Genomic DNA, 22,598 nt, shown 5'->3' on the forward strand with positions numbered 1-22,598 from the left:
GCGCGCATGGCACCCGCGTCATTTCGCCGCGTCAGGTCCTCGAACTCCGGCCAGCCGTGCCGAGAATGGCTCGAACGGCTTCGCTCACCACGGCACTGTCAGGAAGCGGAGCGCCGACAGGTGTCCCGGACCGCATCGCCCCAGTGAGCTCAGCGAGCACAGTCTTGACACGCTCGACAATGCCCTCGAGGTTAGATGCCGTCACCTGCCAATAGAGCGCGGTGGTCTCTTGGAAGGGACTGCCCTTGTCCAACTCTCGGCAGAGGTCCATCGAGTACCGATGGGTGATTCGGGTGCTACCACCAGCTTGCCGCGCTTCGCGCGCCATTGCCTCGATGGTCCCGATGCCCTGAAAGAAGGTAGGACCGCCCTCGAACACCTCGCGCGCGTACTCCGGCAGGACGTTAGGTGAGATGACATAGCCCTTCCGCCAGGTGTTGCCGACCGTCGCGTCAACGCAGATCGCCGAAGGAATTCGCCTGTACCGCGGCAGATCCGCGAGGTCGTCGTAGCCGTTCAACTCGCGGGCAGCCCAGTCGCGCAACGGAGACGAACCGGCTCGCCCACCGAGCAAGATCACTCGACGTAGGGTCGGAGCGATCGGAGCGTCGGCGACGATATCGGCTTCTACGGCTCCAAGCAGGTCCAGGTCCTCGTCCATGGCCTCTATGGTGCTGGATTGTGCCGACAGTCGGCGATTGATCCTGGCGCGTCACCGCCGGAGCATCAGTTGGGTCGGACACGATAGCGACATGGGGAAGTACGACCTCGCACTCGAAGAAGCTCGGCGCGAGTTGGAGCGCCAGTCGTCGGACATCGCATCTCTTCGCGACAGAGCGGTGACCCTGCTGACGATCGGCGGAACCCTTGCCACGATATTGGGTGGGCTCGCGACCCGCGGCGGGGCCGAGGTCCGCCCTTTTACGTACGCCGGCGTTGGCCTGTTCTGCGCCCTTGCCGTCGTAGCCGTCGTGGTCATGACTCCTCGAAAAGTCCATTTCGGCCAAGATCCCGCCAAGATCATCGAGGCCGCCGATGTGCAGGGCTCCAGTTCGGATTCGCTGGTTCGACATATGGCCGAGCAGATGAACGAGCAGTACGAAACGAACAAGCCGAAGGTGGACCAACTCACCTACTGGTACACCGGCGCCGTCGTCTTATTTGCTGCAGAAGTGGTCGCACTGCTGCTGGACCTGCGAGGGCGATGAATCCGAAAGTGGCACCGAAACCCGCACCCCAGCCGGCGCCCGCTCCGAAACTGCCTCCGACGACGCGGCCGCCCGAGCGTCGCGATGCTCCCCGACAGGACCCCCGTCCGCCCCAACGGCCGCGCCAGCAGTCGTAGCACCCTGCGCGCGGCCGGCCCACGAGTGGTCTGCATCTTCATGCCGCCTGAAGGCGGGCGCGTCAGTCCGCCGCGTATGGGCTACCGCCGGACGGCAGGTGGCCACTTGGGCGTCGCGGGCCCCTATAGCTAGCACTCGGGCGATGTGAGGACGCGGGCGGGTCAGTGGGCGAGCCGCATGCCCAACGACTTGGGCGCCGTCTCCACAAACCCCATCGACTCGTAGAGCCGGCGGCCGGGTGCGTCAGCCATCAACGTCACGTACGGCTCGGCGGGGGCGGCCTCGGCGATCTGTGCCAGGAGGTCGGCGAGCACCCGACGCCCGAGGCCGCGGCCCTGGTGCTCGGGGAGGGTCGCCATGTCGGCGATGTGGAAGTACCAGCCGCCGTCGCCGATCACACGGCCCATCGCGACGGCCCGGCCGTCGTGTTCGATGACGCTCCAGCACCAACTGCCCGTCAGTGCGCCCTCGCCCTGCGCCGAGGACTTCGGCGACAGGCCTGAGGCCGCCCTCAGGTGGAGGTACTCCTCGAGAGGCGGGGGCGTGCGGATCAGCTGGTCTTCGATGGCTCCCACCGGTCGAGGGTAGGTGACGGATCAGCGGAACCGGCCGGAGTTCGGCCCGCCCTGGCGAGCCCCAGCAGCGGAACGGCCGGGCCCCGGTAGCGTCGCGGGGTGGCACGTTCTCGTCGGTCCAGCGGTCGCCGAGGCGGCACGCGGCAGCCGCGACCGTTGCCGGTTGCGGGGCCGGGTGAGCGGGTGTGGGTCCTCGACGTCCCGTACGGCGTGCAGGTCGACCAGGCGACGTGGCACCCGGCGGTCAAGACCCACCTGTACGTAGGGACCCGGCTCCCCCAGCACCTCCAGCCCTACGCGCCGGGTCCGTACACGCTCGGCAGGTTCATCGAGAACGAGCTCAACCCGGACGACCCGGCGCCCAACCCCGAGCCGACCGACGCCCTGGAGCCGCGCAGGATCCAGTTCGAGGCGGCTGACGCGATCGCCGACCGCGCCCAGGCGGGTGGGCGGATGTTCCTGCTGGCGGACGAGCCGGGGGTCGGGAAGACGATCTCGGCGGTGCTCGGCGCGACGGCGGTGGGCGACCTGCGGGGCGCGCGGCGGGTGCTGGTGGTGGCGGACCGGCCGGCGGCGATCACGATCGGGCACTGGTGCCGGACGATCGCGGCGCTCGGCGACGGCGGCATGGAGTGGGTCGTCATCACGTGGGACCGGCTGGAGAAGGTCGTGGGGCACACCTGGGACGTGATCATCGCTGACGAGGCCCACGCACTGCGTCGTACGACGACGAAGCGGTGGAAGCTGTGGGCGCGGATCTCGGGGCACGGGAAGGCCCACGACAAGGCGCCGTTCGTGATCGCGACGACCGCGACGCCGGGGCACACGCCGCTGGAGCTGCCGTACCTCGCGCCGGCGTACGCGCAGGTCCTCGGTGAGCCGATGAAGGAGTGGACGTCGGCGACGCAGCCGGGGGCGACGTTCGCAGAGGCGCTGGAGCGGCACGGGGTCGGCGTCGAGCAGGGCCGGTACGGCGCCGCGTGGACCGCCGATCCCGGACGGCGGGCCGCGGACCTCAAGCTCGTGCGGGGCTGGCTGGCCGACGTACGGCCGGCTGCGATGCTGCACCGCGCGGCGCCGTGGGGCCCGGTGCCGATCTCGGGGATGCCGGTGGCGCTGACGCCGGCGGAGCGCAGTGCGTACGAGGCGGAGTGGGGCGAGTTCTGCCGGGAGATGGACATCGCCCGGCGCGGGCGCAACGTCGCCAAGGGGCGGGCTGCGCTGCTGCGCTTCCGGCAGAAGGCCGGGCTGATCCGGGTCGACTCGACGGTCGACTGGATCGCCCAGCAGGTGCGGGCGGAGCGGCAGGTGGCGTGCTCGGTGGAGTTCGTCGCGACCGCCGCCGACCCGATCACCGAGCGGCTCCGGGAGTCCGGCATCGAGGTGGCGACGATCTACGGCCGCGACCGGTTCGACCCCGAGGCGGAACGGCTCCGGTTCCAGACCGGGGAGGCGAAGGTGTGCGTCTTCACCACCGTCGCGTCGATCAGCCTGCACGCGGGCGAGACCCTGGCCGATGGCCGCCAGGCGAGCACCGAGCCGCGGGTCGGGGTGTTCCACCAGGCCCGCTTCTCCGGGATCGCCGGGCGGCAGGTCACCGGGCGCACCCACCGCGACCACCAGGTCTCCCCCTGGCACATCGCCTACGCCGAGGGCACGGTCGAGGAGCAGGTCGGCAAGGTCATGGTCGAGCGGATCGCGGCCGCCTCCGACACGGTCGGGAGCGACACCACCGGCCTCGCGGACCTCGCCGAGCTGCTCGGGGCCGACTGGCTGCCGGCCGCCTCGCTGACCGACGACGGCGCCTGACGCAGAATGTCCCGGTGGCCCGCCTCCCCTGCCCCTGCTGCGGTCACCTGACACTCGACGAGGGTCCGGGTGACTTCGAGATCTGCGAGGTCTGCTTCTGGGAGGACGACGGCGTTCAGCTGCGCTACCCGATGAGCCCGGAGGGTCCCAACGGCGTGAGCCTCATGGAGGCGCAGCAGGCGTACACCCGCTCGGGCGCGATGCACCCGGGCTTCCGCCGGAAGGTCCGCACGCCGCACCACGACGAGCCGCTCGACGCCGGGTGGCGGCCCTTCGATCCCGCACTCGACTGGACCAACCCCGCCCTGGACGGCGACCAGTGGCCGGTCAACGCCGAGGCGCTCTACTACTGGCGCGACACCTATTGGAACGGCGACCAGCACCGGCTGCCGGCCGCACCCGCGGAGCCGACGAACGAGGACCGGTTCCTCGACCACCTGCGGCAGGTGCCGGAGCTGGAGGCCGCCATCGCCGAGTCCGGGCGGCGCTGGGGCGCCGCCCACGCGTTCGACGTCTGCCGGTCGGCGGCCGAGGTGGCGCTCCGGGCGTACCGGGACGGCGACGACGCCACCGGGCGCCGGATCGTGGGCGCGATGGTGCCCGCGCTGGACGAGGGCTCACCGGCGTACGCGCCTAACTGCGTCGCGATCGCCTTCCTCGAGGACCACGCCTGGCACGAGCCCTGGGTCCAGCCGTACGTCGACCGCTGGCCCGCGCCCGTCCGCGACGAGCTCCGCGAGCGGCAGGCGCACCTGCAGCGGCACACTGAGGAACAGGCGCAGCGGCACGACGCCTTCGAGGAGCTCTTCCGATCCGGGCGGGGCCGGCCGGTCGACGCGGTCGCGGCGGAGCTGCGCGCGCTCCAGAGCCACGCGTACGACGACCCCCGCACCAACTGGAGCCGGCAGGTGCTGGCCCGCTTCATCAGTGATCCTCGCTGGATCTACCGCCACCCGGTCGACTCTCTCGCCCTGGCCTGGCGCTACCGCGCCGTGGCGAGTCCGCTGCGGACCCTGGCCCAGCTCAATCGCCCGCGCGTCTCGGGCTGAGCCGTTCGGCGCCGCTCAGCCCTTTCGCAGCTCCTCGGCGAGCATCACGATGATGCCGCTCGGGCCGCGCACGTAGGTGAGCCGGTAGATGTCCTCGTAGGTGCCCACACCCCGCAGCGGGGTGCAGCCGTGCTTCGCGGCGATCTCCAGGGCGGCGTCGAGGTCGTCGACGGAGAAGGCCACGCGGTGCATGCCGATCTCGTTGGGCAGGGTCGGCTCGGTCTCGATCGCGTCGGGGTGGATGTACTCGAACAGCTCCAGCCGGCCGTGGCCGTCCGGGGTCTGCAGCATGGCGATCTTGGCGTGGTTGCCGTCGAGGCCGACCGCGGTGTCGGTCCACTCCCCGCTCACCTCGTCCCGGCCGAGGACCGTCAGGCCCAGGTCGGTGAAGAAGGCGATCGTCGCCTCCAGGTCCCGTACGGCGATGGCGACGTTCTCGAGCTTGATGGGCATGTCCAGCACCGTACCCACCGACCGCCGCCCGGCGACACCGTCAGCCGGCCAGGTGGCCCCACTCGGTCGCCAGGTCCGACCACGGACCGCTGGCCGCGATCGCGCCGTCCTCCAGCACGACCACGCGGTCGGCCCGGGCCAGCGCGGCCCGCTTGGAGGTCGCCCCGATGACCGTGGCGTTGCGCTCGCGCAGCGCCGTCCACAGCTCGATCTCGGTGCTCGCGTCGAGCGCGCTGGACACGTCGTCGGCGAGCAGCAGCTCGGCGTCGGCGGCCAGCGCGCGGGCCAGCGCGAGGCGCTGCACCTGCCCGCCGGAGAGCCGTACGCCGCGGTGCCCGACCAGCGCGTCCTTGCCGCCGGCCTCGACCACGTCGGGGCCCAGCCGGGCCGCCGCGACCGGCTCGTCGAAGCGGCGCGCGTGGCCCAGCCGGACGTTGTCGGCGAAGCTGCCGGACAGCACCCGCGGCACCTGCGCCACGTGGGCGACCTGGCCTGGTCGCAGGAACACCTGCGGGTCGGCCACCTCCTCGCCGTTCCAGCGGATCGCACCCTCGTGCTCGATCAGGCCCGCCAGCGCCGCCAGCAGGCTGGACTTGCCGGCGCCGACCTGGCCGACGAGCAGCACCAGCTCACCGGAGCGCACCGTGAGGTCCACGTCGTGCACGCCGATCGTGCCGTCGTCGTGGATCGCGGCGAACCCGCCGAGGTCGAGCGACTCCAGGGCGACCCGGGGCACCGGGGCCGGCTCCGGCGCGGCGCCCTCGACCAGGTCGACGCCCGGGGGCAGGTCCATCAGGTCGACGCCGCCGGCGAACCGGGCGGTCTCGCGCTGCCAGGCGCGGGTGCCCGGCGCCTCGGTGACCACCATCCCGGCCACCCGGCCGAACCAGTCGAAGCCCGCGACCGCGTTGGCCACCAGCAGGGTCGTGGCGAGCCCCCAGCCGTCGGCGAGGTAGACCGCCCAGGCCGCCACGACGCCGCACTGCACCATCAGCATCGGCACCCCGTCGAGGACCGCCTGCACCCGGTGCTCGCGCACAGCGGCGTCCACCCGGCCGCCGTCGACGGCCCGCAGGTGCACGCGGACCTGGGGCGTCGCCGCGGCGAGCTTGACGGTGCGGGCCGCCTCCAGCGCGGAGACGACCGCGCGGCCGAACCGGGCCCGCGCCGCCGAGGCTGCGGCCGCCGAGCGACCGGCGATCGGCCGGCCCAGCGCCGAGGCGAGCGCGGAGACCACCAGCACGGCCATCAGCACCGCACCGGCCAGCGCCGTGCCGGCGAGCAGCGCGGTGACGGCGGCGATCACGATGCCGTTGACGAAGTCGACCCAGCGGTCGGCGTAGCGCGCGTAGCGGTCGGCGTCCATCGACCGCGCGACCACCTCACCGGGCGGCGTGCGGGGCAGCCGGCGCTGGTCGGTCTGGCCGCGCAGCACCGCCATCCGGGTGCGCAGCAGGATCTCGATCCACCAGCGGGGGTAGCGCCAGAACGCGTCGGCCAGCATCAGCGGCGAGGCCAGCAGGCAGACCACCAGCGCACCGACCAGCGGCCACGGCACCCCGCCGTCGCCGAGGTCGACCACGATCGAGCCCCACAGCAGGCCGGTGACCGCGCCCTGCGCGCCGGTCAGCGAGGCGGCCAGGAAGAGAGCCGCACCGCCGATGCCCCACGCCGGGCGCACCGACAGCACGTGCACGATGCCGCGGGCCAGGCTGGGCCCGGTGCCGACCGCGGGCACCTCCGGCGGCGGTCCGGTACGACGGCGCCCGCCCACGCCCTCCGCCGGCTCCTCGGACGAGGCCTCAGGCTCGGCCTCGGGCGCCGGCACCTCGCCGGCCACCGGGATGGCCGGCCCGGGGTCGACCCGGCTCGCCCGCAGCAGGTCGCGGAACGGGCCCTCCGTGCGCGCCAGCTCGACGCGGCGTCCCTGCTGGACGACCCGGCCGTGGTCGAGCACGGCGACCAGCGGCGCCCGCTGGATGGTGGTGAGCCGGTGCGCGATCAGCACGCCGGTCCGGCCGCTGAGCAGCCGGTCGGCGGCTGCGACCACGCGGCGCTCGGTGTGCGGGTCCATCCGCGCGGTGGCCTCGTCGAGGACCACGACCCGCACGTCGCGGATCAGCAGCCGGGCGAAGGCCACCAGCTGCTCCTCCCCCGCCGAGAGCCGGGTGCCGCCCGCGCCGAGCGGGGTGTCGAGCCCGTCGGGCAGGCCCGCCACCCAGCCGGTGAGGCCGAGCTGGGCGAGCGCCGCCTCGACCTGGGCACGCGGCTGGTCGCCGAAGAGGGTGATGTTCTCCTCCAGCGTCCCGGACAGGATCTCGGTGCGCTGGGTGACCACGCCCACCGCGGCGCGCAGTCGCTGGAGGTCGAGCTCGCGCACGTCGACGCCGCCGAGGAGGACCGTGCCGGGGGGCGGCTCGACCGCCCGCGAGAGCAGGGAGGCCAGCGTCGACTTGCCGGAGCCGGACCGGCCGACCAGCGCGATCGTCTGGCCGGCGGGGACGTGCAGGTCGACGTCGCGCAGGGCGAAGCTGCCCTCGGCGTAGGCGAAGTCGAGGCCGCGGATCTCCAGGGCCAGCGCCTCCCCCGACGCGGCCGGCACGTCGCGCCCGCCCGCGGGCTCCGGCTCGACCGCGAGCATCTGCCGCAGCCGGATCACCGCGCCGAGGCCCGCCTGCAGGTCGGGCAGGTGGTTGGCGAGCATCGCGACCTGGCCGACGAAGGTCGAGGTCACCAGGAAGAGGGTGACCAGGCGGGCCACCGAGATCGCGCCGCCGGAGGCCAGCAGCACACCGGCGACGGCGACCGCGACGAGCAGCGCGTAGAGCAGCACCCCCGCGCGCCGGCCGAGCCGGCTCTCGATCAGGACGACCGCCCGGAAGCGCTCGTGCACCAGCGCGGACAGCCGCGCGACCCGCTGCACGACGTGCGCCTGGCCGAGGCTGGTGCGCAGGTCGTCACGCCCGGCGATGCCCTCCTCCAGCGCCGCCGCGTGGTCGGTCCAAGCCATCTCCTCGACGACCTTGCGGCGCGCGATCTCGCCGAGCAGCGAGCGGATCGCGGCGAAGGTGACCACGGCCAGCAGCGGGAACAGCAGCCACGCCGGCCACCAGGTGAAGCCGGCGACCAGCCACAGCGGGATCGCGCCGAAGGCGGTGCGGGCCAGCATCCACAGCTGCCAGCGGACCAGGTTGCCGACCTCGTGGGTGTCGTCGTCGACCCGGTCCAGGATCTCGCCGACGGCTTGCTCGCCGAGGGCCGCGAGCGGCTGGCGCAGGGCGGCGTCGAGCAGGTCCTCGCGCAGCCGGCCCTCGACCCGGTCGGAGTTGCCGACCCACATCACCTTGCCGACGGTGTCGATCAGCGAGGCGCCCACCACGCACACCGCGAGCAGCACGACCAGGGCGCGGGAGGGGTCCTCGGCGAGGTGGCCGGCGACGACGGTGCCGAGCGTCGTGCCGATCGCCGCGAGGGCCGCGCACACCAGCGCCACCCCGGCGAGCGGGGTGCTCAGCCGGCGCCAGTCGACGCGGCGCGCGGGGTCGTCGACGACGCCGCCCGGGGTGGGGACGGCGGTGCGGGTCAGCGTCTCGGTCATCGGAGCCACCGTAGTTTCCGGGTCCGACACTTCGCCTCCGAATATCTTCCGGCCCACACCCCCGAAAACGGCCGGACTCCCCGGGCCGTGGCCCAGGGAGTCCGGATCGTGCGTGCGGTGCGATCAGAAGGCGGCGAGCGCCTCGTTGAGCGTCGCGCTGGGCCGCATGACGGTCGAGGTCTTCTCGCCGTCGGGGCGGTAGTAGCCGCCGATGTCGGCCGGCTTGCCCTGGACCGCGATCAGCTCCTCGGCGATCGTCGCCTCGTTGGCGCGCAGGCTCTCGGCCAGCGGCTGGAACGCGGCCGCGAGGTCGGCGTCCTCGGTCTGCTTTGCCAGCTCCTCGGCCCAGTAGAGCGCGAGGTAGAAGTGCGAGCCGCGGTTGTCGGTCGTGCCGAGCTTGCGGCCCGGCGAGCGGTCCTCGTTGAGGAAGGTGCCGGTGGCGCGGTCGAGCGCGTCGGCCAGCACCTGCGCGGCCGGGGCGCCGGCCTGCTCGGCGTACTTCTCCAGCGAGGGCACCAGCGCGAAGAACTCACCCAGGCTGTCCCAGCGCAGGTAGTTCTCCTCGACGAGCTGCTGCACGTGCTTCGGCGCCGAGCCACCCGCGCCGGTCTCGAAGAGGCCGCCGCCGGCGATCAGCGGTACGACGGAGAGCATCTTCGCGGACGTGCCGAGCTCGAGGATCGGGAACAGGTCGGTGTTGTAGTCGCGCAGCACGTTGCCGGTCACCGAGATGGTGTCCTCGCCCTTGCGCATCCGCTCCAGGGAGTACGACGTCGCCAGGGACGGCGCCAGGATCTGGATCTCCAGGCCCTCGGTGTCGTGCTCGGGGAGGTAGGCGTTGACCTTCTTGATCAGCTCGGCGTCGTGGGCACGCGCCTCGTTGAGCCAGAAGATCGCCGGGGTCTGCGACGCGCGGGCGCGGGTGACGGCGAGCTTGACCCAGTCCTGGACGGGGATGTCCTTGGTCTGGCAGGCGCGCCAGATGTCGCCGGCCTCGACGTCGTGCTCGATCAGCACGTCGCCGTTGGAGGCCACGACGCGCACGGTGCCGGCGGCCGGGATCTCGAAGGTCTTGTCGTGCGAGCCGTACTCCTCGGCGGCCTGTGCCATGAGGCCGACGTTCGGGACGGTGCCGATGGTGGCCGGGTCGAGCGGGCCGTGGGCCTTCACGTCGTCGAAGACGGCCTTGTAGACCCCGGCGTACGACGAGTCGGGGATCACCGCGAGGGTGTCGTCCTCGCCGCCGTCGGCGCCCCAGAGCTTGCCGCCGTTGCGGACCAGCGCGGGGATGGAGGCGTCGATGATGACGTCGCTGGGGACGTGCAGGTTGGTGATGCCCTTGTCGGAGTTGACGTAGGACAGCCGGGGGCCGTCGGCGAGGCCGGCCTCGAAGGCGGCCTTGATCTCCGCGCCGTTGGGCAGCGCGTCCAGGCCGGACAGGATCGCGCCGAGGCCGTCGTTGGCGGACAGGCCGGCGGCGGCGAGGTCGGCGCCGTACTGCTCGAAGACGTCGGCGAAGTAGGCCTGCACGACGTGGCCGAAGATGATCGGGTCGGAGACCTTCATCATCGTCGCCTTGAGGTGCACCGAGAAGAGCACGTCCTGGGCCTTGGCCTCGGCGAGCGCGTTGCGCAGGAAGGCGTGCAGGTGGGCGACCTCGAGCTTGGTGGCGTCGACGATCTCGCCGGCGAGCACCTTCAGGCCGTCCTTGAGGACGACGCTCTCGCCGTCGGCCTTCTCCAGCACGATCGACAGGGTGTCGTCGGCGGCGAGGGTCACGGACTTCTCGTTGCTGGCGAAGTCGTGGGCGCCCATGGTGGCGATGTCGGTCTTGGAGCCCTCGCCGAACGCCTTGTTGGTGTGCGGGTGGGTCTTCGCGTAGTTCTTCACCGACGCCGGCGCGCGACGGTCGGAGTTGCCCTCACGCAGGACCGGGTTGACGGCGGAGCCCTTGACCTTGTCGTACTTGGCCCGGATCTCCTGCTCCTCCGGGGTGGAGGGCGACTCGGGGTAGGCCGGCAGGTCGAAGCCCTGCTCCTGCAGCTCCTTGATCGCGGCCTTGAGCTGCGGGATGGAGGCGGAGATGTTGGGGAGCTTGATGATGTTGGCCTCGGGCGTCTTCGCGAGCTCGCCGAGCTCGGTCAGCGCGTCGTCGGCGAGGCCGAACTGGGCGAGGATGCGGGCCGCGACGGAGATGTCGCGGGTCTCGAAGGCGACGCCGGCCTTGGCCGCGAAGGCCTCGACGATCGGCAGGAAGGAGTACGTCGCGAGCAGCGGCGCCTCGTCGGTGTGGGTGTAGATGATGCTCGACATGTTCGGGCGTCACTCCTGAGCCGTTGGGGATTCTTGACGTCAAGATACCTGATGGAGGGGCACGGGTCCCCCTCCACGGTCACCCTAGTGACTAGGGTGGTTGCTGCAACCCGGCTGGTTTCGGGCCGGACCGAGGAGAGAGACCGACATGACGCAAGAAGTGACGGCCGCCGAGACGGCCGAGACCCCGCCCACCCTCACCCAGAAGCTGCTGGCCGAGGCCATCGGCACGTTCGTCCTGGTCTTCATCGGCTGCGGCGCAGCGTTCACGACCGGCGCGGACGTCGCGGCGACCGGCCTCGCCTTCGGTATCGCGATCGTGATCATGGCCTATTCCTTCGGCCGGATCTCCGGCGGCCACTTCAACCCGGCCGTCTCCGTCGGTGCGGCGCTGGCCGGCCGGATCTCGTGGAAGGACACCGGCCTCTACGCCGCCGCGCAGACCGTCGGCGCGCTCGTCGGCGGCTTCGTCCTGGCCATCACCATCCTCGCCAGCGACGTGGGCTGGGGCTTCGGCGACCCGCTCGGCAGCAACGGCTTCGGTGAGCCCGGCACCGTCGAGTGGGGCGGCGCGCTGCTCATCGAGATCTTCCTGACCTTCATCTTCCTGATCGTGATCCTCGGCGTCACCGACGACCGCAACCGCGCGATCGCCGCCCAGGCGCCGCTCGCGATCGGCCTGGCCCTCGCCGCGATCCACTTCGTCGGCATCAACGCCACCGGTACGTCCGTCAACCCCGCCCGTTCCATCGGCGTGGCCTTCTTCTCCGGCGGCGACGCGATCCAGGACCTGTGGCTGTTCATCGTCGCCCCGCTCATCGGTGCCGCCATCGCCGGCGTGCTCTACCCGGTGCTCTTCGGCCGCGACAAGGACCCGGTCGTCGGCTCCGGCCTGAGCTTCGGCAGCGGCGGCTCGTCCGACCCGGGCTTCACCCAGCAGTGGAACCAGCAGGCGGGTGGCTACGGCCAGCCGCAGCAGCAGCCCGGTCAGCCGATCATCCAGGACGGCTGGCAGTGGGACCCCGCCGCGCAGCAGTGGATCCCCGCGCAGCAGCAGCCCTTCCCGGGCGCCCCGGACCCGGCCGCCGCGCCGGCCCCCGACCCGACCCAGCAGGGTGGCGGCGGTTGGGCACCTCCGCCGGGCGACCAGACGCAAGTGCGTCCGCCGCAGTAACGCAGCAGATCTAGGAACCGGGCTCGTCGTACGCGGCGAGCCCGGTTTCGTCTGTCCGGACCAGGCCGATGCCGCGCGCGTACACCTCGCGCCGGCTGCCCTGCTCGGTCCGCACCTCCAGGACCACCGTGTCGTCGTACTCCCCCAGCGGTACGTCGACCGACTCGTCCCGCGCGACGACCGACGCCACCTCGTCCTCGCCGGGCAGGTCCGCGGTCCGGAAGCCGTCGCCGCGGCGCGGGTGCGCCGGCATGGCCAGGCCCGCCTCGGCGCCGGACTCGCCCGCGGACCAGACGCCGTCGCGGCCGAACCACCACACGTTGCCCGACTCGTCCTGCGCGTAGTGGTCGCGCACGGGAGCCTGCCCGCTGACGGCGCGCACCAGCACGGTGGTCGGCACGCCGTCGACCTCGCCGCCCGGCTCCACGGTGAGGGTGAGCGTGGGCGAGGTGGCCATCGGGCCGTCGTAGCGCCAGGTGGCGCCGGGGACCAGCGGGAACCAGGGGTTGTCGACGCGGTCGACGAAGTCGCGCGGGTCGGGGTCGGGCGTGGGCACGACCAGCCCGTCGACGCCGGTGGGCGCGGACGGCGCGGAGGCCGAGCTGCACCCGGCGAGCGCGAGCACGGCCAGGGCCGCGAGCAAGGACCGGGCGCGGGACGGCATGGCGCCCATCGTCTCGCACCGCCGCCCGGCTGCCGGCACCCGGTCCGACGCTGCTAGCGTCCAGAGCGTCCGCCAGACCCACTGAGGAGTGACCCTGTGAGCACCAGCCCGCTCAAGGTGGCCGTGACCGGCGCAGCCGGCCAGATCGGCTACAGCCTTCTGTTCCGCATCGCCAGCGGCGCCATCGCCGGTGACCGTCCCGTCGAGCTGCGCCTGCTCGAGATCGAGCCGGCTCTCAAGGCCCTCGAGGGCGTCGTCATGGAGCTCGACGACTGCGCGTTCCCGAACCTCGCCGGTGTCGAGATCGGCGCCGACCCGGAGAAGATCTTCGACGGCGTCAACCTCGCCCTGCTCGTCGGCGCGCGCCCGCGCGGCCCGGGCATGGAGCGGGGTGACCTGCTCTCGGCCAACGGCGCGATCTTCACCGCGCAGGGCAAGGCGCTCAACAAGGTCGCCGCGGACGACGTACGCATCGGCGTGACGGGCAACCCGGCCAACACCAACGCGCTCATCGCCAAGAGCAACGCCCCCGACATCCCGCAGGAGCGGTTCTCCGCGCTGACCCGTCTCGACCACAACCGGGCGATCTCGCAGCTCGCGGCCAAGACCGGCGCGGCCGTCACGGACATCAAGAAGATCACCATCTGGGGCAACCACTCCGCGACCCAGTACCCCGACATCTTCCACGCCGAGATCGCCGGCAAGAACGCCGCCGAGGTCGTCGACGACCAGGCCTGGATCGCCGACACCTTCATCCCGACCGTCGCCAAGCGCGGCGCGGCGATCATCGACGCCCGCGGCGCCTCCTCGGCCGCCTCGGCCGCCTCGGCGACCTGCGACGCCGCCCGCGACTGGCTGAACGGCACCCCCGCCGGCGACTGGGTCTCCATGGCGGTCGTCTCCGACGGCTCCTACGGCGTGCCGGAGGGCCTCGTGTCGTCGTTCCCCGTCACCACCTCGAACGGCGACTGGGAGATCGTCCAGGGCCTGGAGATCGACGACTTCTCGCGCGGCAAGATCGACGCGTCGGTCGCCGAGCTCGCCGAGGAGAAGAGCGCGGTCACCGAGCTCGGCCTCATCTGAGGCTCGACTAGGGGTTTCCCACCGTCGTGTGGGGGTTTCCCACCGTCGAGTCGGGACTTGGGCACCCGCGTCCTTCGGGACGCGGGTGCTTCCTTTTTCCACGACGTCGAAACAGCCCATTCACGAGGCGGAAAGCCCCCATTCGGGAGCCGCAACCCCCCACTCGCGCGCCGCAAACCCCCACTCGCGGGGGTGGAGGGTCAGACGGGCTGCTCCGGGATGGTCGCGACGAGCACGAACAGGGCGACCGCGAGGATCACCAGCAGCGCCACGTCGAGCACCCGGTGACGCACGGCGAGCATCCCCGCGTCGCGATCGGGCAGCACCAGGCGCAGCGCCGCGGCCAGGCCCAGCCCGGCGGAGACGATGCGCAGTCCGGTGCGCCACTCCGACAGGCTGGCGACGACGAGCCCGGTGAGGATGATCAGCAGGATGCCGATGTAGAACGCGCCACCGATCGTCGACGGGTAGCGCCGAGGGCCGAGCGGCTCCTCGTCGTCCTCCCCCGGGACCTGCGGCTGCTCGTTCAGTGCGCTGCCTTCCCGCCCGCGTTCTTCTCGGCCATCGCGACCACGTTGGCCAGCAGCATGGCGCGGGTCATCGGACCGACGCCACCCGGGTTCGGCGAGACCCAGCCCGCGACGTCCCACACGTCGGGCGCCACGTCGCCGGCGATCTTTCCGTCGACCCGGCTGACGCCGACGTCGAGCACGGCCGCGCCGGGCTTGACCATGTCGGCGGTGACGATGCCGGGGACCCCCGCGGCGGCGACCACGATGTCCGCCGTCCGCACGTGCGCGGCGAGGTCGACCGTGCCGGTGTGGCACAAGGTGACCGTGGCGTTCTCCGAGCGGCGGGTCAGCAGCAGCCCGAGCGGTCGGCCCACGGTGATCCCGCGACCGACGACGACCACCTCGGCGCCCGCGATCGGGACCTCGTGGCGCCGCAGCAGCTCGACGATGCCGTACGGCGTGCACGGCAGCGGCGCCTCGTTGCCCAGCACCAGCCAGCCCAGGTTGGTCGGGTGCAGCCCGTCGGCGTCCTTGGCCGGGTCGATCAGGCCGAGCACCCGGTTCTCGTCGCGCCCGCGCGGCAGCGGGAGCTGGACGATGTAGCCGGTGCAGGCGGGGTCGGCGTTGAGCGTGGCCACCGCCTCCTCGATCTCCTCCTGGGTGGCGACCTCGGGGAGGTCGACCCGGATCGAGGCGATGCCGACCTCGGCGCAGTCCTTGTGCTTGCCGTTGACGTACCACCGCGAGCCCGGGTCGTCGCCGACCAGGACGGTGCCCAGGCCGGGGGTGATCCCCTGCTCCTTCAGCGCCGCGATGCGGACCTTGAGCTCGTCCTTGATCGCGGCGGCGGTCGCGGTGCCGTCGAGCTTCTGTGCAGTCACGAGGTGATCCTTCCAGATGAGTTCATGCGGTCAATGCCGACCGGACTCGGTCGACCAGCCGTCCGCGGTCGCGAGGCGGCCGGCGCGGGACGCAGCCGGCCCGGAGCCGGAGGGAGCGAGGCACGAGCGACCGGAGGCGCAGGGAGGCGTCGTCCCGCGCGCCGCCCGTCTTGCCGCCAGACGAACGCACCCCCTACGCAAGCCAACAGCGAGCGCGGCAGCGGGGCGGAGCGAAGCGACGACCCGCTCGCGCCATCCAACTCAGTGCGCGAAGTGGCGGGTGCCGGTGAAGTACATCGTCACGCCGGCGGCCTCGCACGCCTTGATCGTCTCCTCGTCGCGCACCGAGCCGCCCGGCTGCACGATCGCCTTCACGCCCGCGTCGAGCAGGATCTGCGGGCCGTCGGCGAACGGGAAGAAGGCGTCGGAGGCGGCGACCGAGCCGGTGGCGCGCACCCCCGCGCGGCCCACGGCCAGCTTGCAGGAGTCGACCCGGTTGACCTGGCCCATGCCGATGCCGACGGCGGCACCGTCGGTGGCGAGCAGGATCGCGTTCGACTTGGCGGCGCGCACCGCCCGCCAGGCGAAGGCGAGGTCGGCGAGGGTCTGCTCGTCGGCGGCCTCGCCGGTCGCGAGGGTCCAGCTGGCCGGGTCGTCCCCCTCGGCCTGGAACCGGTCGGCGTGCTGCACGAGCAGGCCGCCGCTGATCGGGCGGGTCTCCACGCCGTCCTGCGCGAGGGGCTCGGCGACGAGGATCCGGATGTTCTTCTTGGCCTGGAGCAGCTCGACCGCGCCGTCGTCGTAGCCGGGGGCGACGATGACCTCGGTGAAGATCTCGGCGACCTGGGCGGCCATCTCCTTGGAGACCGGCACGTTGGTGGCGATCACGCCACCGAAGGCGGAGACCGGGTCGCACTCGTGGGCCCGGCGGTGCGCCTCGGCGACGTCCGCGCCGACGGCGATGCCGCAGGGGTTGGCGTGCTTGATGATCGCGACGGTGGGCTGGTCCCCGTGGTCGTACGCCGCGCGGCGGGCCGCGTCGGTGTCGACGTAGTTGTTGTAGGACATCTCCTTGCCGTGCAGCTGCTCGGCGGCGGCGAGCCCACCGGGGCCGTGGCCGGAGGTGTAGAGCGCGGCGGGCTGGTGCGGGTTCTCGCCGTAGCGCAGCACCGCCGACTTGTCCCACGTGCCGCCGATCCACGCGGGGAAGCCGGTGCCCTCGGAGGAGTCGGTGAGCACCGAGCCCATCCACGAGGCCACCTGGACGTCGTACGTCGCGGTGTGGACGAACGCCTTGGCGGCCAGCGCCTTGCGCTCGTCGTAGGTGAAGCCACCGGCCTGCACGGCCTCGAGCGTGCGGGCGTAGTCGGCGCCGTCGGTGACGATCGCGACCGAGGGGTGGTTCTTGGCGGCGGCGCGGACCATCGAGGGACCGCCGATGTCGATCTTCTCGATGCAGTCGTCGACGCCGGCGCCGGAGGCGACGGTGGCGGCGAAGGGGTAGAGGTTGACCACGACGAGGTCGAAGGGCGCGACCTCCAGCTCCTCGAGCTGGGCAACGTGCTCGGGCAGGCGGCGGTCGGCGAGGATCCCGGCGTGCACCCGCGGGTGCAGCGTCTTGACCCGGCCGTCGAGGCACTCGGGGAAGCCGGTCAGGTCCTCGACCTTGGTGACGGGCAGGCCGAGGCCCTCGATGAGGGCGGCGGAGCCGCCGGTGGAGACCAGTTCGACGCCGGCGTCGTGCAGCCCGCGGACGAGGTCCTCGAGGCCGGTCTTGTCGAAGACGGAGACAAGCGCGCGCTTGATCTGGATGCGGTCGGTCACGGCGGGGTCACTTCCTCATCGGTCGTTGCATGTCGATGAGGGCACCCAGGCGGTCGATGCCGACTCGTCACTCCCCGGTGGTCCCCCACCTGCGCCAGTCGTGTGCGCTCATCGTAGCGGCGATCAGCCCCCGAGCCGAACCCGTCGGCCCTCGACCGCGAAGCCCTCCCGGGCCATCCGCCCGACCGACTCGACGAGCATCGACCGCTCGCCCACCTTGATCCGCTCGTGCAGGCTCTCGACGGTGTCGTCGTCCTCCACCGGTACGACGGTCTGCGCCACGATCGCGCCGGTGTCGACCCCGGCGTCGACCACGAAGAGGGTGGCGCCGGTGACCTTGACGCCGTAGTCGAGCGCGTCGCGCGGACCGTGCATCCCCGGGAACGACGGCGACAGCGCCGGGTGGGTGTTGACCGTGCGGCCGCCGAAGGCGCCGAGGAAGGACTCGCCCACCAGCTTCATGAAGCCGGCGAGCACGACGAGGTCAGGCTCGAAGGCCGCGACCTTGTCCGCGAGCGCGCGGTCCCAGTGCTCGCGGGAGGTGTAGTCGGAGACCTTGGCGACGAAGGTCGGCACGCCGGCACGCTCGGCGCGCGCGAGACCCTCGATGTCGTCGCGGTCGGCGCCGACGGCCACGACCTGCGCGCCGTAGGCGGGGTCGGCGGCGGCGTCGAGGATCGCCTGCAGGTTGGTGCCGGAGCCCGACACGAGGACGACGAGACGAGCAGGCACGGCCGCCACTGTAGTGGCCCTCCACCGCAGGTACCGCGCTCCGGGACCTCAGGCGGACGCGCCGGCCCGGGCCGCGTCCGTACGGTCGGCCGGTGAGCACCCCGACCCGGCTGGCCGGTCTCGACCTCCTGCGCGGCATCGCGGTGCTGCTGGTGATGCTGCGGCACGCGCTGCCGGGCCTCTTCCCGGGCGCGGGGGTCGTCGGCGTCGTCATGTTCTTCACGCTGAGCGGCTACCTGATCACCGGCGTCCTGGCCCGGGGCACCGGGCTGCGCCGCTTCTACCTGCGCCGCGCGCTCCGGCTGGTGCCCGCGCTGCTGGCGCTGGTGGTGGTCGTGGTCGGCGTGACGCTGACCCTCGACCCGCTCGGCGACCGCGACCTGCTCGGTACGACGGTCGTGGTGGCGCTGACCTGGACGGCCAACCTGCCGGGTGTGCACACCAGCACCGCGACCTTCCACCTGTGGACGCTGGCGACCGAGGAGCAGTTCTACCTCGTGTGGCCGTGGGCCCTGGCGCTCGCCGTACGACGCCGTGCCGGCCTCGTCCTCGCCGGCGCGGCCGCGCTCTGCCTGCTCGCGTCGGTCGCCACCGTGCTGTGGCTGCGTGAGGACCCGGACCTCGCCTACGCGCTGCCCACCTCGTGGGCGGTCTGCTTCGTGGTCGGGGGCGCGACGTGGTGGTACCGCGGCCGGCTCCGGCGACTGGCCGCCGGCTGGCCGGTGCCCGCGCTGGCCGTCCTCGTCGTGCTCGGCACGGTGGCCCTGCGCGGCAGCGCGCTGACCTACCTGGTCGCCGCGCCCGCCGTCGCGGGGCTGACCGCCGTGCTGCTGCTGACCTGGGGCACCCGTGCGCGGCTCGACGGGGCGCCCCTGCGGCCGCTGGTCTGGCTGGGGACGGTGTCCTACGCGGCCTACCTGTGGAACTACCCGCTCACCCTGTGGCTGCGACCGGCCCTCGACGGCGCGGCCGGCCCGGTGGCGGCGGTGCTGACCGTGCTCGCCGCCGCCTTGTCCTGGCGCCTGGTGGAGCAGCCGGTCGCCGACCGGTGGGCCCGGCGCGAGGAGCTCAGTCGCGTCGCCGCGGGAGCCGGACCGCGCTGAGCCGGGTGCGCACCCAGCCGTCGCCGTCGCGCTGCCACCAGCACACCGCGAGCGCACCCAGCACGCCGCCGATGCCGAACGAGGTGATCGCGTGCAGCAGCACCTCGAAGGTGTAGGGCCCCACGTGCGCCAGCCGGCCCGGGCCGACGGCACCGCCCGCGAGGAGGGTCAGCGCGGCGAGCCCGACCCCGGCGGTGATCCCGCCGGCGCAGCCGCGGATCGCGGCCTGGTCCCAGGCGAGGACCGGCCGGTCGCGCTGGACCCGCCCGGCGACGTACGCCGCGAGCAGCACGGGGGTCACCATCAGCCACTCGGTCCACCACGGCTGCGCGCCCTGGTCGGGCAGCGCCGCGAGGAGCGGGAACATCGGCAGCGGGCCGAGCACCACGGCGCTCGTCGAGACGGTGGTGCCGGTGCCGACGGTGAAGCCGGGACCGAGCAGGTAGGAGCTGGAGAAGAGCATCGCGTTGGGCGCGACCCCGAGGGTCACCAGGGTCATCAGCAGCACCGCGCCGGCGTCGGCGTGCAGCTGCGAGACCACGTTGGCGGCGGTGGAGAAGTCGAGGACGAAGGCCACCAGGAGCGCGACCAGGCTGACCAGCGCCCACAGCCGCAGGATGCGGCCGGCGACGAGGGCGGCGTCCCGCACCCCGACCGGTACGACGGGCAGCCAGATCGCCGCGCGACCCGAGCCGAACGCGATGGCCGCGCCGCCGACGAGCCCGCCGAGCAGGACCGACCAGAGCACCACCCGAGGCACGCTCGGGGAGGAGGCCGCGGTCGCGGCGACCGCGGAGGTGACGACGGCGACGACGGCGTAGCCGGTCGCGAAGAGGGCGGCCGCCAGCGGCACCGTCCAGTCTCGCGCTCCGTCGGCGATCCGGTCCGCGTCCGGGCCGTGCCCGGAGACCGACTCACCGACCCGGTGGCCGACCCGCCAGGCGACCCAGCCGCAGATGAAGGTGAGGCCGAGCGGGATCGCGGTGATCCGGATCCCCTCGACGGCGACCGACGAGCCGTGGGCCAGCAGCCAGCCGTGCGCGCCGACACGCAGCGCGCCGCTCGGGCTGCCCGCGCCGCCGGCATCGGTGAGGAACCAGCCGACGACCGCGACTGCCAGGCAGACCAGCAGCGGACCGCCCGCGGCGATCGCGCCGCCGATCGTCGCGGTCGGCACCAGCGGGCGGCTGGTGGCGAGCGCGCGGCGGAGGTCGGCGTCGCTGCGGGCCGTGCCCTTGCCGGGTCGTCCGGCGGCACGGCGCACCGGCGAGGACTGGAGCGACGTCATGGTCCGTCCATCTTCACGCCGCGACCGCGCGGGACCGGGCCGCCACGCCGACGGGTGGCGGTTCGGGGCTGAGAATCCCCTGAACAGGCGGGCATCCGGGGCCTCCGGGTTGGAGCGGGATCGCCCCGGCGTCGTACGGTGGTGCGGTCATGAGCCGCTCCCGCACCACTCCCCCGGACGAGGGGTACGTCAGCACCGCCGACCTCGCTGCCGGCTTCGACGAGTTCTACAAGGACGCCCGGGACCGGCTGCTGCTGCAGACCTTCGCACTGACCGGCGACCTGGCCGTGGCCCGCAGCGCGGTGCGCGAGGCGTTCGTCGTGGCCTGGCACCACTGGCGCAAGACCTCCCGGCTGGCGGACCCGGAGATGTCGGTGCGCCCCAACGCCTGGCGCAAGGCGCTGCGCCGCGCCAGCACCCGCCCCTGGCACCGCAAGAAGGACCTCGACGCGGAGGCCCGCTCGGTCCTCGACGCCCTCGGCGCGCTGACCCTCAACCAGCGCAAGGCGCTGCTGCTGACCCAGCTCGCGGCGGTCAGCATGGAGGAGATGGCGCACGAGGTCGGCCTGCCGCTCGAGGCCGCCGAGCGCGAGCTCCAGCTGGGTGCGGCCCACTTCGCGACCGAGCTGGAGGTCCCGACCTCGGCGATCCCGCTCGCGCTCAACGTCCTCGCCGACGCCACCAGCGGCACCACCTGGCCGCGCGTCACCATCGTCCGCCGGGCCGGCAGCGCCCGGCGCCGTGCGCACACCGTCGTCGGTGCGACCGCCGCCGTGGTCGCCCTCGTCGCCGGCGGCGCGGTGGCGACCGACTCCACCGGCGTACGGCCCTCGCTCGACCGCGAGACGCTGCCCTCCGCCTCCGCGCCACGCTCCTCGGGCCCCGCCGTCAACGCGCTGCCCGACACCTCACTGCTGCCCGTCGCCGACGTCCAGAGCGTGCTCGGCGGCCGGCCCTGGCGCCAGGGCGCGACCTCCGACAACTCCGCCGGCAACGGCCGGGTGCTCCCCTGCCAGCCCGACCGGTACGCCGACCCGCGCGGCACCGCCGCCTGGGTGCGCACCTTCCGCAGCACCAGCCCCAAGGCCGACCGCACGCTCGTGCAGTTCGCCGAGGCCTCGGTCGGCGAGAAGCAGGCGCTGCGCACCTACCGCCGGGCACTCGGCTGGTTCACCGGCTGCCCCACCCCGGCCGACGACGCCTCCGCCGTGCCGCGGATCCAGCTGATCAGCACCGCCGACGTCCCCGGCGTCGGTGACGAGGCCTCGCTGGTGGTGCTCCGCTCCCGCGCCGACCGGACCGTGCACGTCGTCGGGCTCGCCCGCACCGGCGCGCTCACCACGAGCACCGCGCTGTCCGCGAAGATCCCCGTCGGCCAGGCCGACCGCAAGCGGGTGGCCCGCCTGCTCGCAGCCTCCGTCGGCCGCCTGTGCTCGCTCGAGGGCGGCGGGTCCTGCGCGGCGACGCCGAAAGTGACCGACCGCGCGCCGTACCCCGTCGGCAAGGTGCCGTGGATGCTCTCCGAGGTCGACCTGCCCCCGCTGAACGTCGACCAGAGTCCGTGGGTCGGCACCCCGCCCACGGCGCTGACCAAGGACCGGGTCGACTCCGGCGCGGTCGGCTGCGGCACGGTGCACCTCTTCGGCGCCTTCCGCGGCCAGAAGGTCCAGGACAACCGGTTCCGCACCTTCGTCCTCAGCGCGGCGAGCCTGCCGCCCGAGGTCGGTCTCACCCAGACCGTCGGCACCCTCCCGGTGTCCTCGGCACGGGCCTTCGTCGAGCGCTTCCGCGCCCAGGTCGCCGCCTGTCCCGACACCGACGCGACCGCCGGCACCGAGGTCGACGAGCTCGCCTCCGGCGGCAACGCCGCGACCGCGCTGTCGGTGTGGCACCTCAAGACCGCGCTGCCCGGCGACAAGACCGTCGAGTACGACGTCGCGGTGATCCGCCGCGGTGGCACCCTCGCCGTCGTCGTCTACGTCGCCGCGCCCAAGGCCCGGATCGCCGACGAGGACTTCGTGGCCCTCGCCCGGCGCTCGCTCGACCGGCTCCGCTGGATCCCGGCGACCTAGCTGTGATGTCCGGGGAGGTTGGTCATCCGGGTGATCGGTGGCCGGCCTCCGATCGCGGAGTGGGCTCGGTGGTGATTGTAGAAGTGGAGCCAGTCGGGCAAGGCTGCTCGGCGGGCGGCTTC

The 22,598-nt window shown here is 73.0% G+C and carries 18 protein-coding genes, 1 pseudogene and 1 riboswitch; of the genes and pseudogenes, 7 read left to right on the forward strand and 12 right to left on the reverse strand.

Annotated elements, in window-relative coordinates; all coding sequences use genetic code 11:
* Positions 1-31: 31 nt before the first annotated feature.
* Positions 32-661, reverse strand: coding sequence for a hypothetical protein (locus tag MRBLML1_RS17145; protein WP_364518133.1), 630 nt, complete (start codon positions 659-661; stop codon positions 32-34).
* A 91-nt stretch (positions 662-752) separates the two neighbouring features.
* Between MRBLML1_RS17145 and MRBLML1_RS17150 the strand changes: the two genes are divergently transcribed.
* Positions 753-1,208, forward strand: coding sequence for a hypothetical protein (locus MRBLML1_RS17150; protein ID WP_364518135.1), 456 nt, complete (start codon positions 753-755; stop codon positions 1,206-1,208).
* 299 nt (positions 1,209-1,507) lie between these two features.
* On the opposite strand, the gene MRBLML1_RS17155 is transcribed toward MRBLML1_RS17150, so the two are convergent.
* Positions 1,508-1,921, reverse strand: coding sequence for a GNAT family N-acetyltransferase (locus MRBLML1_RS17155; RefSeq protein ID WP_364518137.1), 414 nt, complete (start codon positions 1,919-1,921; stop codon positions 1,508-1,510).
* Positions 1,922-2,104: 183 nt separating this feature from the next.
* Between MRBLML1_RS17155 and MRBLML1_RS17160 the strand changes: the two genes are divergently transcribed.
* Both MRBLML1_RS17160 and MRBLML1_RS17165 read left to right on the forward strand, forming a co-directional pair.
* A complete protein-coding gene (locus MRBLML1_RS17160) occupies positions 2,105-3,730 on the forward strand; it encodes a helicase (protein WP_364518139.1) in 1,626 nt (541 codons plus the stop codon).
* A gap of 14 nt (positions 3,731-3,744) precedes the next feature.
* Positions 3,745-4,779 (forward strand): CPCC family cysteine-rich protein, encoded by a 1,035-nt coding sequence (locus tag MRBLML1_RS17165; protein WP_364518141.1) that lies wholly within the window; start codon positions 3,745-3,747, stop codon positions 4,777-4,779.
* Between the two features lie 15 nt (positions 4,780-4,794).
* Here the strand turns inward: MRBLML1_RS17165 and MRBLML1_RS17170 are convergent, their stop codons facing one another.
* The 3 genes from MRBLML1_RS17170 to MRBLML1_RS17180 all read right to left on the reverse strand — a co-directional run bounded on the left by MRBLML1_RS17170 (position 4,795) and on the right by MRBLML1_RS17180 (position 11,143).
* Positions 4,795-5,232 carry a VOC family protein gene (locus MRBLML1_RS17170; protein ID WP_364518143.1) on the reverse strand — a complete coding sequence of 146 codons (438 nt, stop codon included), beginning with the start codon at positions 5,230-5,232 and terminating at the stop codon, positions 4,795-4,797.
* A gap of 40 nt (positions 5,233-5,272) precedes the next feature.
* On the reverse strand, positions 5,273-8,830 hold the full coding sequence (locus MRBLML1_RS17175) for an ABC transporter ATP-binding protein (protein ID WP_364518145.1): 3,558 nt from the start codon (positions 8,828-8,830) through the stop codon (positions 5,273-5,275).
* 123 nt (positions 8,831-8,953) lie between these two features.
* Positions 8,954-11,143, reverse strand: coding sequence for an NADP-dependent isocitrate dehydrogenase (locus tag MRBLML1_RS17180; protein WP_364518147.1), 2,190 nt, complete (start codon positions 11,141-11,143; stop codon positions 8,954-8,956).
* A gap of 148 nt (positions 11,144-11,291) precedes the next feature.
* On the opposite strand from MRBLML1_RS17180, the gene MRBLML1_RS17185 reads away from it, so the two are divergent.
* Positions 11,292-12,317 (forward strand): aquaporin, encoded by a 1,026-nt coding sequence (locus MRBLML1_RS17185; RefSeq protein ID WP_364518149.1) that lies wholly within the window; start codon positions 11,292-11,294, stop codon positions 12,315-12,317.
* Positions 12,318-12,327: 10 nt separating this feature from the next.
* Here MRBLML1_RS17185 and MRBLML1_RS17190 read toward each other — a convergent pair whose 3' ends face one another.
* The gene (locus MRBLML1_RS17190; RefSeq protein WP_364518151.1) at positions 12,328-12,981 is read right to left on the reverse strand and encodes a hypothetical protein; all 654 of its coding nucleotides are present in this window, start codon (positions 12,979-12,981) and stop codon (positions 12,328-12,330) included.
* A gap of 96 nt (positions 12,982-13,077) precedes the next feature.
* Between MRBLML1_RS17190 and MRBLML1_RS17195 the strand changes: the two genes are divergently transcribed.
* Complete coding sequence (locus MRBLML1_RS17195) at positions 13,078-14,064, forward strand: malate dehydrogenase (protein ID WP_364518152.1); 987 nt, start codon at positions 13,078-13,080, stop codon at positions 14,062-14,064.
* Positions 14,065-14,264: 200 nt separating this feature from the next.
* Here MRBLML1_RS17195 and MRBLML1_RS17200 read toward each other — a convergent pair whose 3' ends face one another.
* The 4 genes from MRBLML1_RS17200 to purN all read right to left on the reverse strand — a co-directional run bounded on the left by MRBLML1_RS17200 (position 14,265) and on the right by purN (position 18,013).
* On the reverse strand, positions 14,265-14,699 hold the full coding sequence (locus tag MRBLML1_RS17200) for a DUF3017 domain-containing protein (protein WP_364518192.1): 435 nt from the start codon (positions 14,697-14,699) through the stop codon (positions 14,265-14,267).
* On the reverse strand, positions 14,591-15,457 hold the full coding sequence (locus MRBLML1_RS17205) for a bifunctional methylenetetrahydrofolate dehydrogenase/methenyltetrahydrofolate cyclohydrolase (RefSeq protein WP_364518154.1): 867 nt from the start codon (positions 15,455-15,457) through the stop codon (positions 14,591-14,593). Before MRBLML1_RS17205 ends, MRBLML1_RS17200 begins: the two co-directional genes overlap by 109 nt.
* Positions 15,458-15,718: 261 nt before the next feature.
* The gene (purH, locus tag MRBLML1_RS17210) at positions 15,719-17,281 is read right to left on the reverse strand and encodes a bifunctional phosphoribosylaminoimidazolecarboxamide formyltransferase/IMP cyclohydrolase (RefSeq protein WP_364518156.1); all 1,563 of its coding nucleotides are present in this window, start codon (positions 17,279-17,281) and stop codon (positions 15,719-15,721) included.
* A gap of 36 nt (positions 17,282-17,317) precedes the next feature.
* Positions 17,318-17,393: riboswitch (ZMP/ZTP riboswitch) on the reverse strand.
* Between the two features lie 11 nt (positions 17,394-17,404).
* A complete protein-coding gene (gene purN, locus MRBLML1_RS17215) occupies positions 17,405-18,013 on the reverse strand; it encodes a phosphoribosylglycinamide formyltransferase (protein ID WP_364518158.1) in 609 nt (202 codons plus the stop codon).
* Positions 18,014-18,105: 92 nt separating this feature from the next.
* Between purN and MRBLML1_RS17220 the strand changes: the two genes are divergently transcribed.
* A complete protein-coding gene (locus MRBLML1_RS17220) occupies positions 18,106-19,116 on the forward strand; it encodes an acyltransferase family protein (RefSeq protein WP_364518160.1) in 1,011 nt (336 codons plus the stop codon).
* Here MRBLML1_RS17220 and MRBLML1_RS17225 read toward each other — a convergent pair.
* A complete protein-coding gene (locus MRBLML1_RS17225) occupies positions 19,082-20,404 on the reverse strand; it encodes a DUF6350 family protein (protein WP_364518162.1) in 1,323 nt (440 codons plus the stop codon). The genes MRBLML1_RS17220 and MRBLML1_RS17225 overlap by 35 nt on opposite strands.
* Before the next feature lie 149 nt (positions 20,405-20,553).
* Between MRBLML1_RS17225 and MRBLML1_RS17230 the strand changes: the two genes are divergently transcribed.
* Positions 20,554-22,476, forward strand: a complete 1,923-nt coding sequence (locus tag MRBLML1_RS17230) for a hypothetical protein (protein WP_364518164.1) — start codon at positions 20,554-20,556, stop codon at positions 22,474-22,476.
* Here the strand turns inward: MRBLML1_RS17230 and MRBLML1_RS17235 are convergent.
* Positions 22,473-22,598, reverse strand: a pseudogene (locus tag MRBLML1_RS17235) (integrase core domain-containing protein); the annotation flags it as partial. The gene MRBLML1_RS17230 and the pseudogene MRBLML1_RS17235 sit on opposite strands and share 4 nt — an antisense overlap.

Source organism: Nocardioides sp. LML1-1-1.1, from assembly GCF_040676175.1.
Classification (GTDB): Bacteria; Actinomycetota; Actinomycetes; order Propionibacteriales; family Nocardioidaceae; genus Nocardioides.

What these genes read in the sequence shown, in the direction of transcription:
- MRBLML1_RS17225 (WP_364518162.1), bottom strand. Translation starts at nt 20,404, where the DNA reads ATGACGTCGCTCCAGTCCTCGCCGGTGCGCCGTGCCGCCGGACGACCC.
- MRBLML1_RS17180 (WP_364518147.1), bottom strand. Translation starts at nt 11,143, where the DNA reads ATGTCGAGCATCATCTACACCCACACCGACGAGGCGCCGCTGCTCGCG.
- MRBLML1_RS17185 (WP_364518149.1), top strand. Translation starts at nt 11,292, where the DNA reads ATGACGCAAGAAGTGACGGCCGCCGAGACGGCCGAGACCCCGCCCACC.
- MRBLML1_RS17170 (WP_364518143.1), bottom strand. Translation starts at nt 5,232, where the DNA reads ATGCCCATCAAGCTCGAGAACGTCGCCATCGCCGTACGGGACCTGGAG.
- MRBLML1_RS17175 (WP_364518145.1), bottom strand. Translation starts at nt 8,830, where the DNA reads ATGACCGAGACGCTGACCCGCACCGCCGTCCCCACCCCGGGCGGCGTC.
- MRBLML1_RS17150 (WP_364518135.1), top strand. Translation starts at nt 753, where the DNA reads ATGGGGAAGTACGACCTCGCACTCGAAGAAGCTCGGCGCGAGTTGGAG.
- MRBLML1_RS17145 (WP_364518133.1), bottom strand. Translation starts at nt 661, where the DNA reads ATGGACGAGGACCTGGACCTGCTTGGAGCCGTAGAAGCCGATATCGTC.
- MRBLML1_RS17230 (WP_364518164.1), top strand. Translation starts at nt 20,554, where the DNA reads ATGAGCCGCTCCCGCACCACTCCCCCGGACGAGGGGTACGTCAGCACC.
- MRBLML1_RS17190 (WP_364518151.1), bottom strand. Translation starts at nt 12,981, where the DNA reads ATGCCGTCCCGCGCCCGGTCCTTGCTCGCGGCCCTGGCCGTGCTCGCG.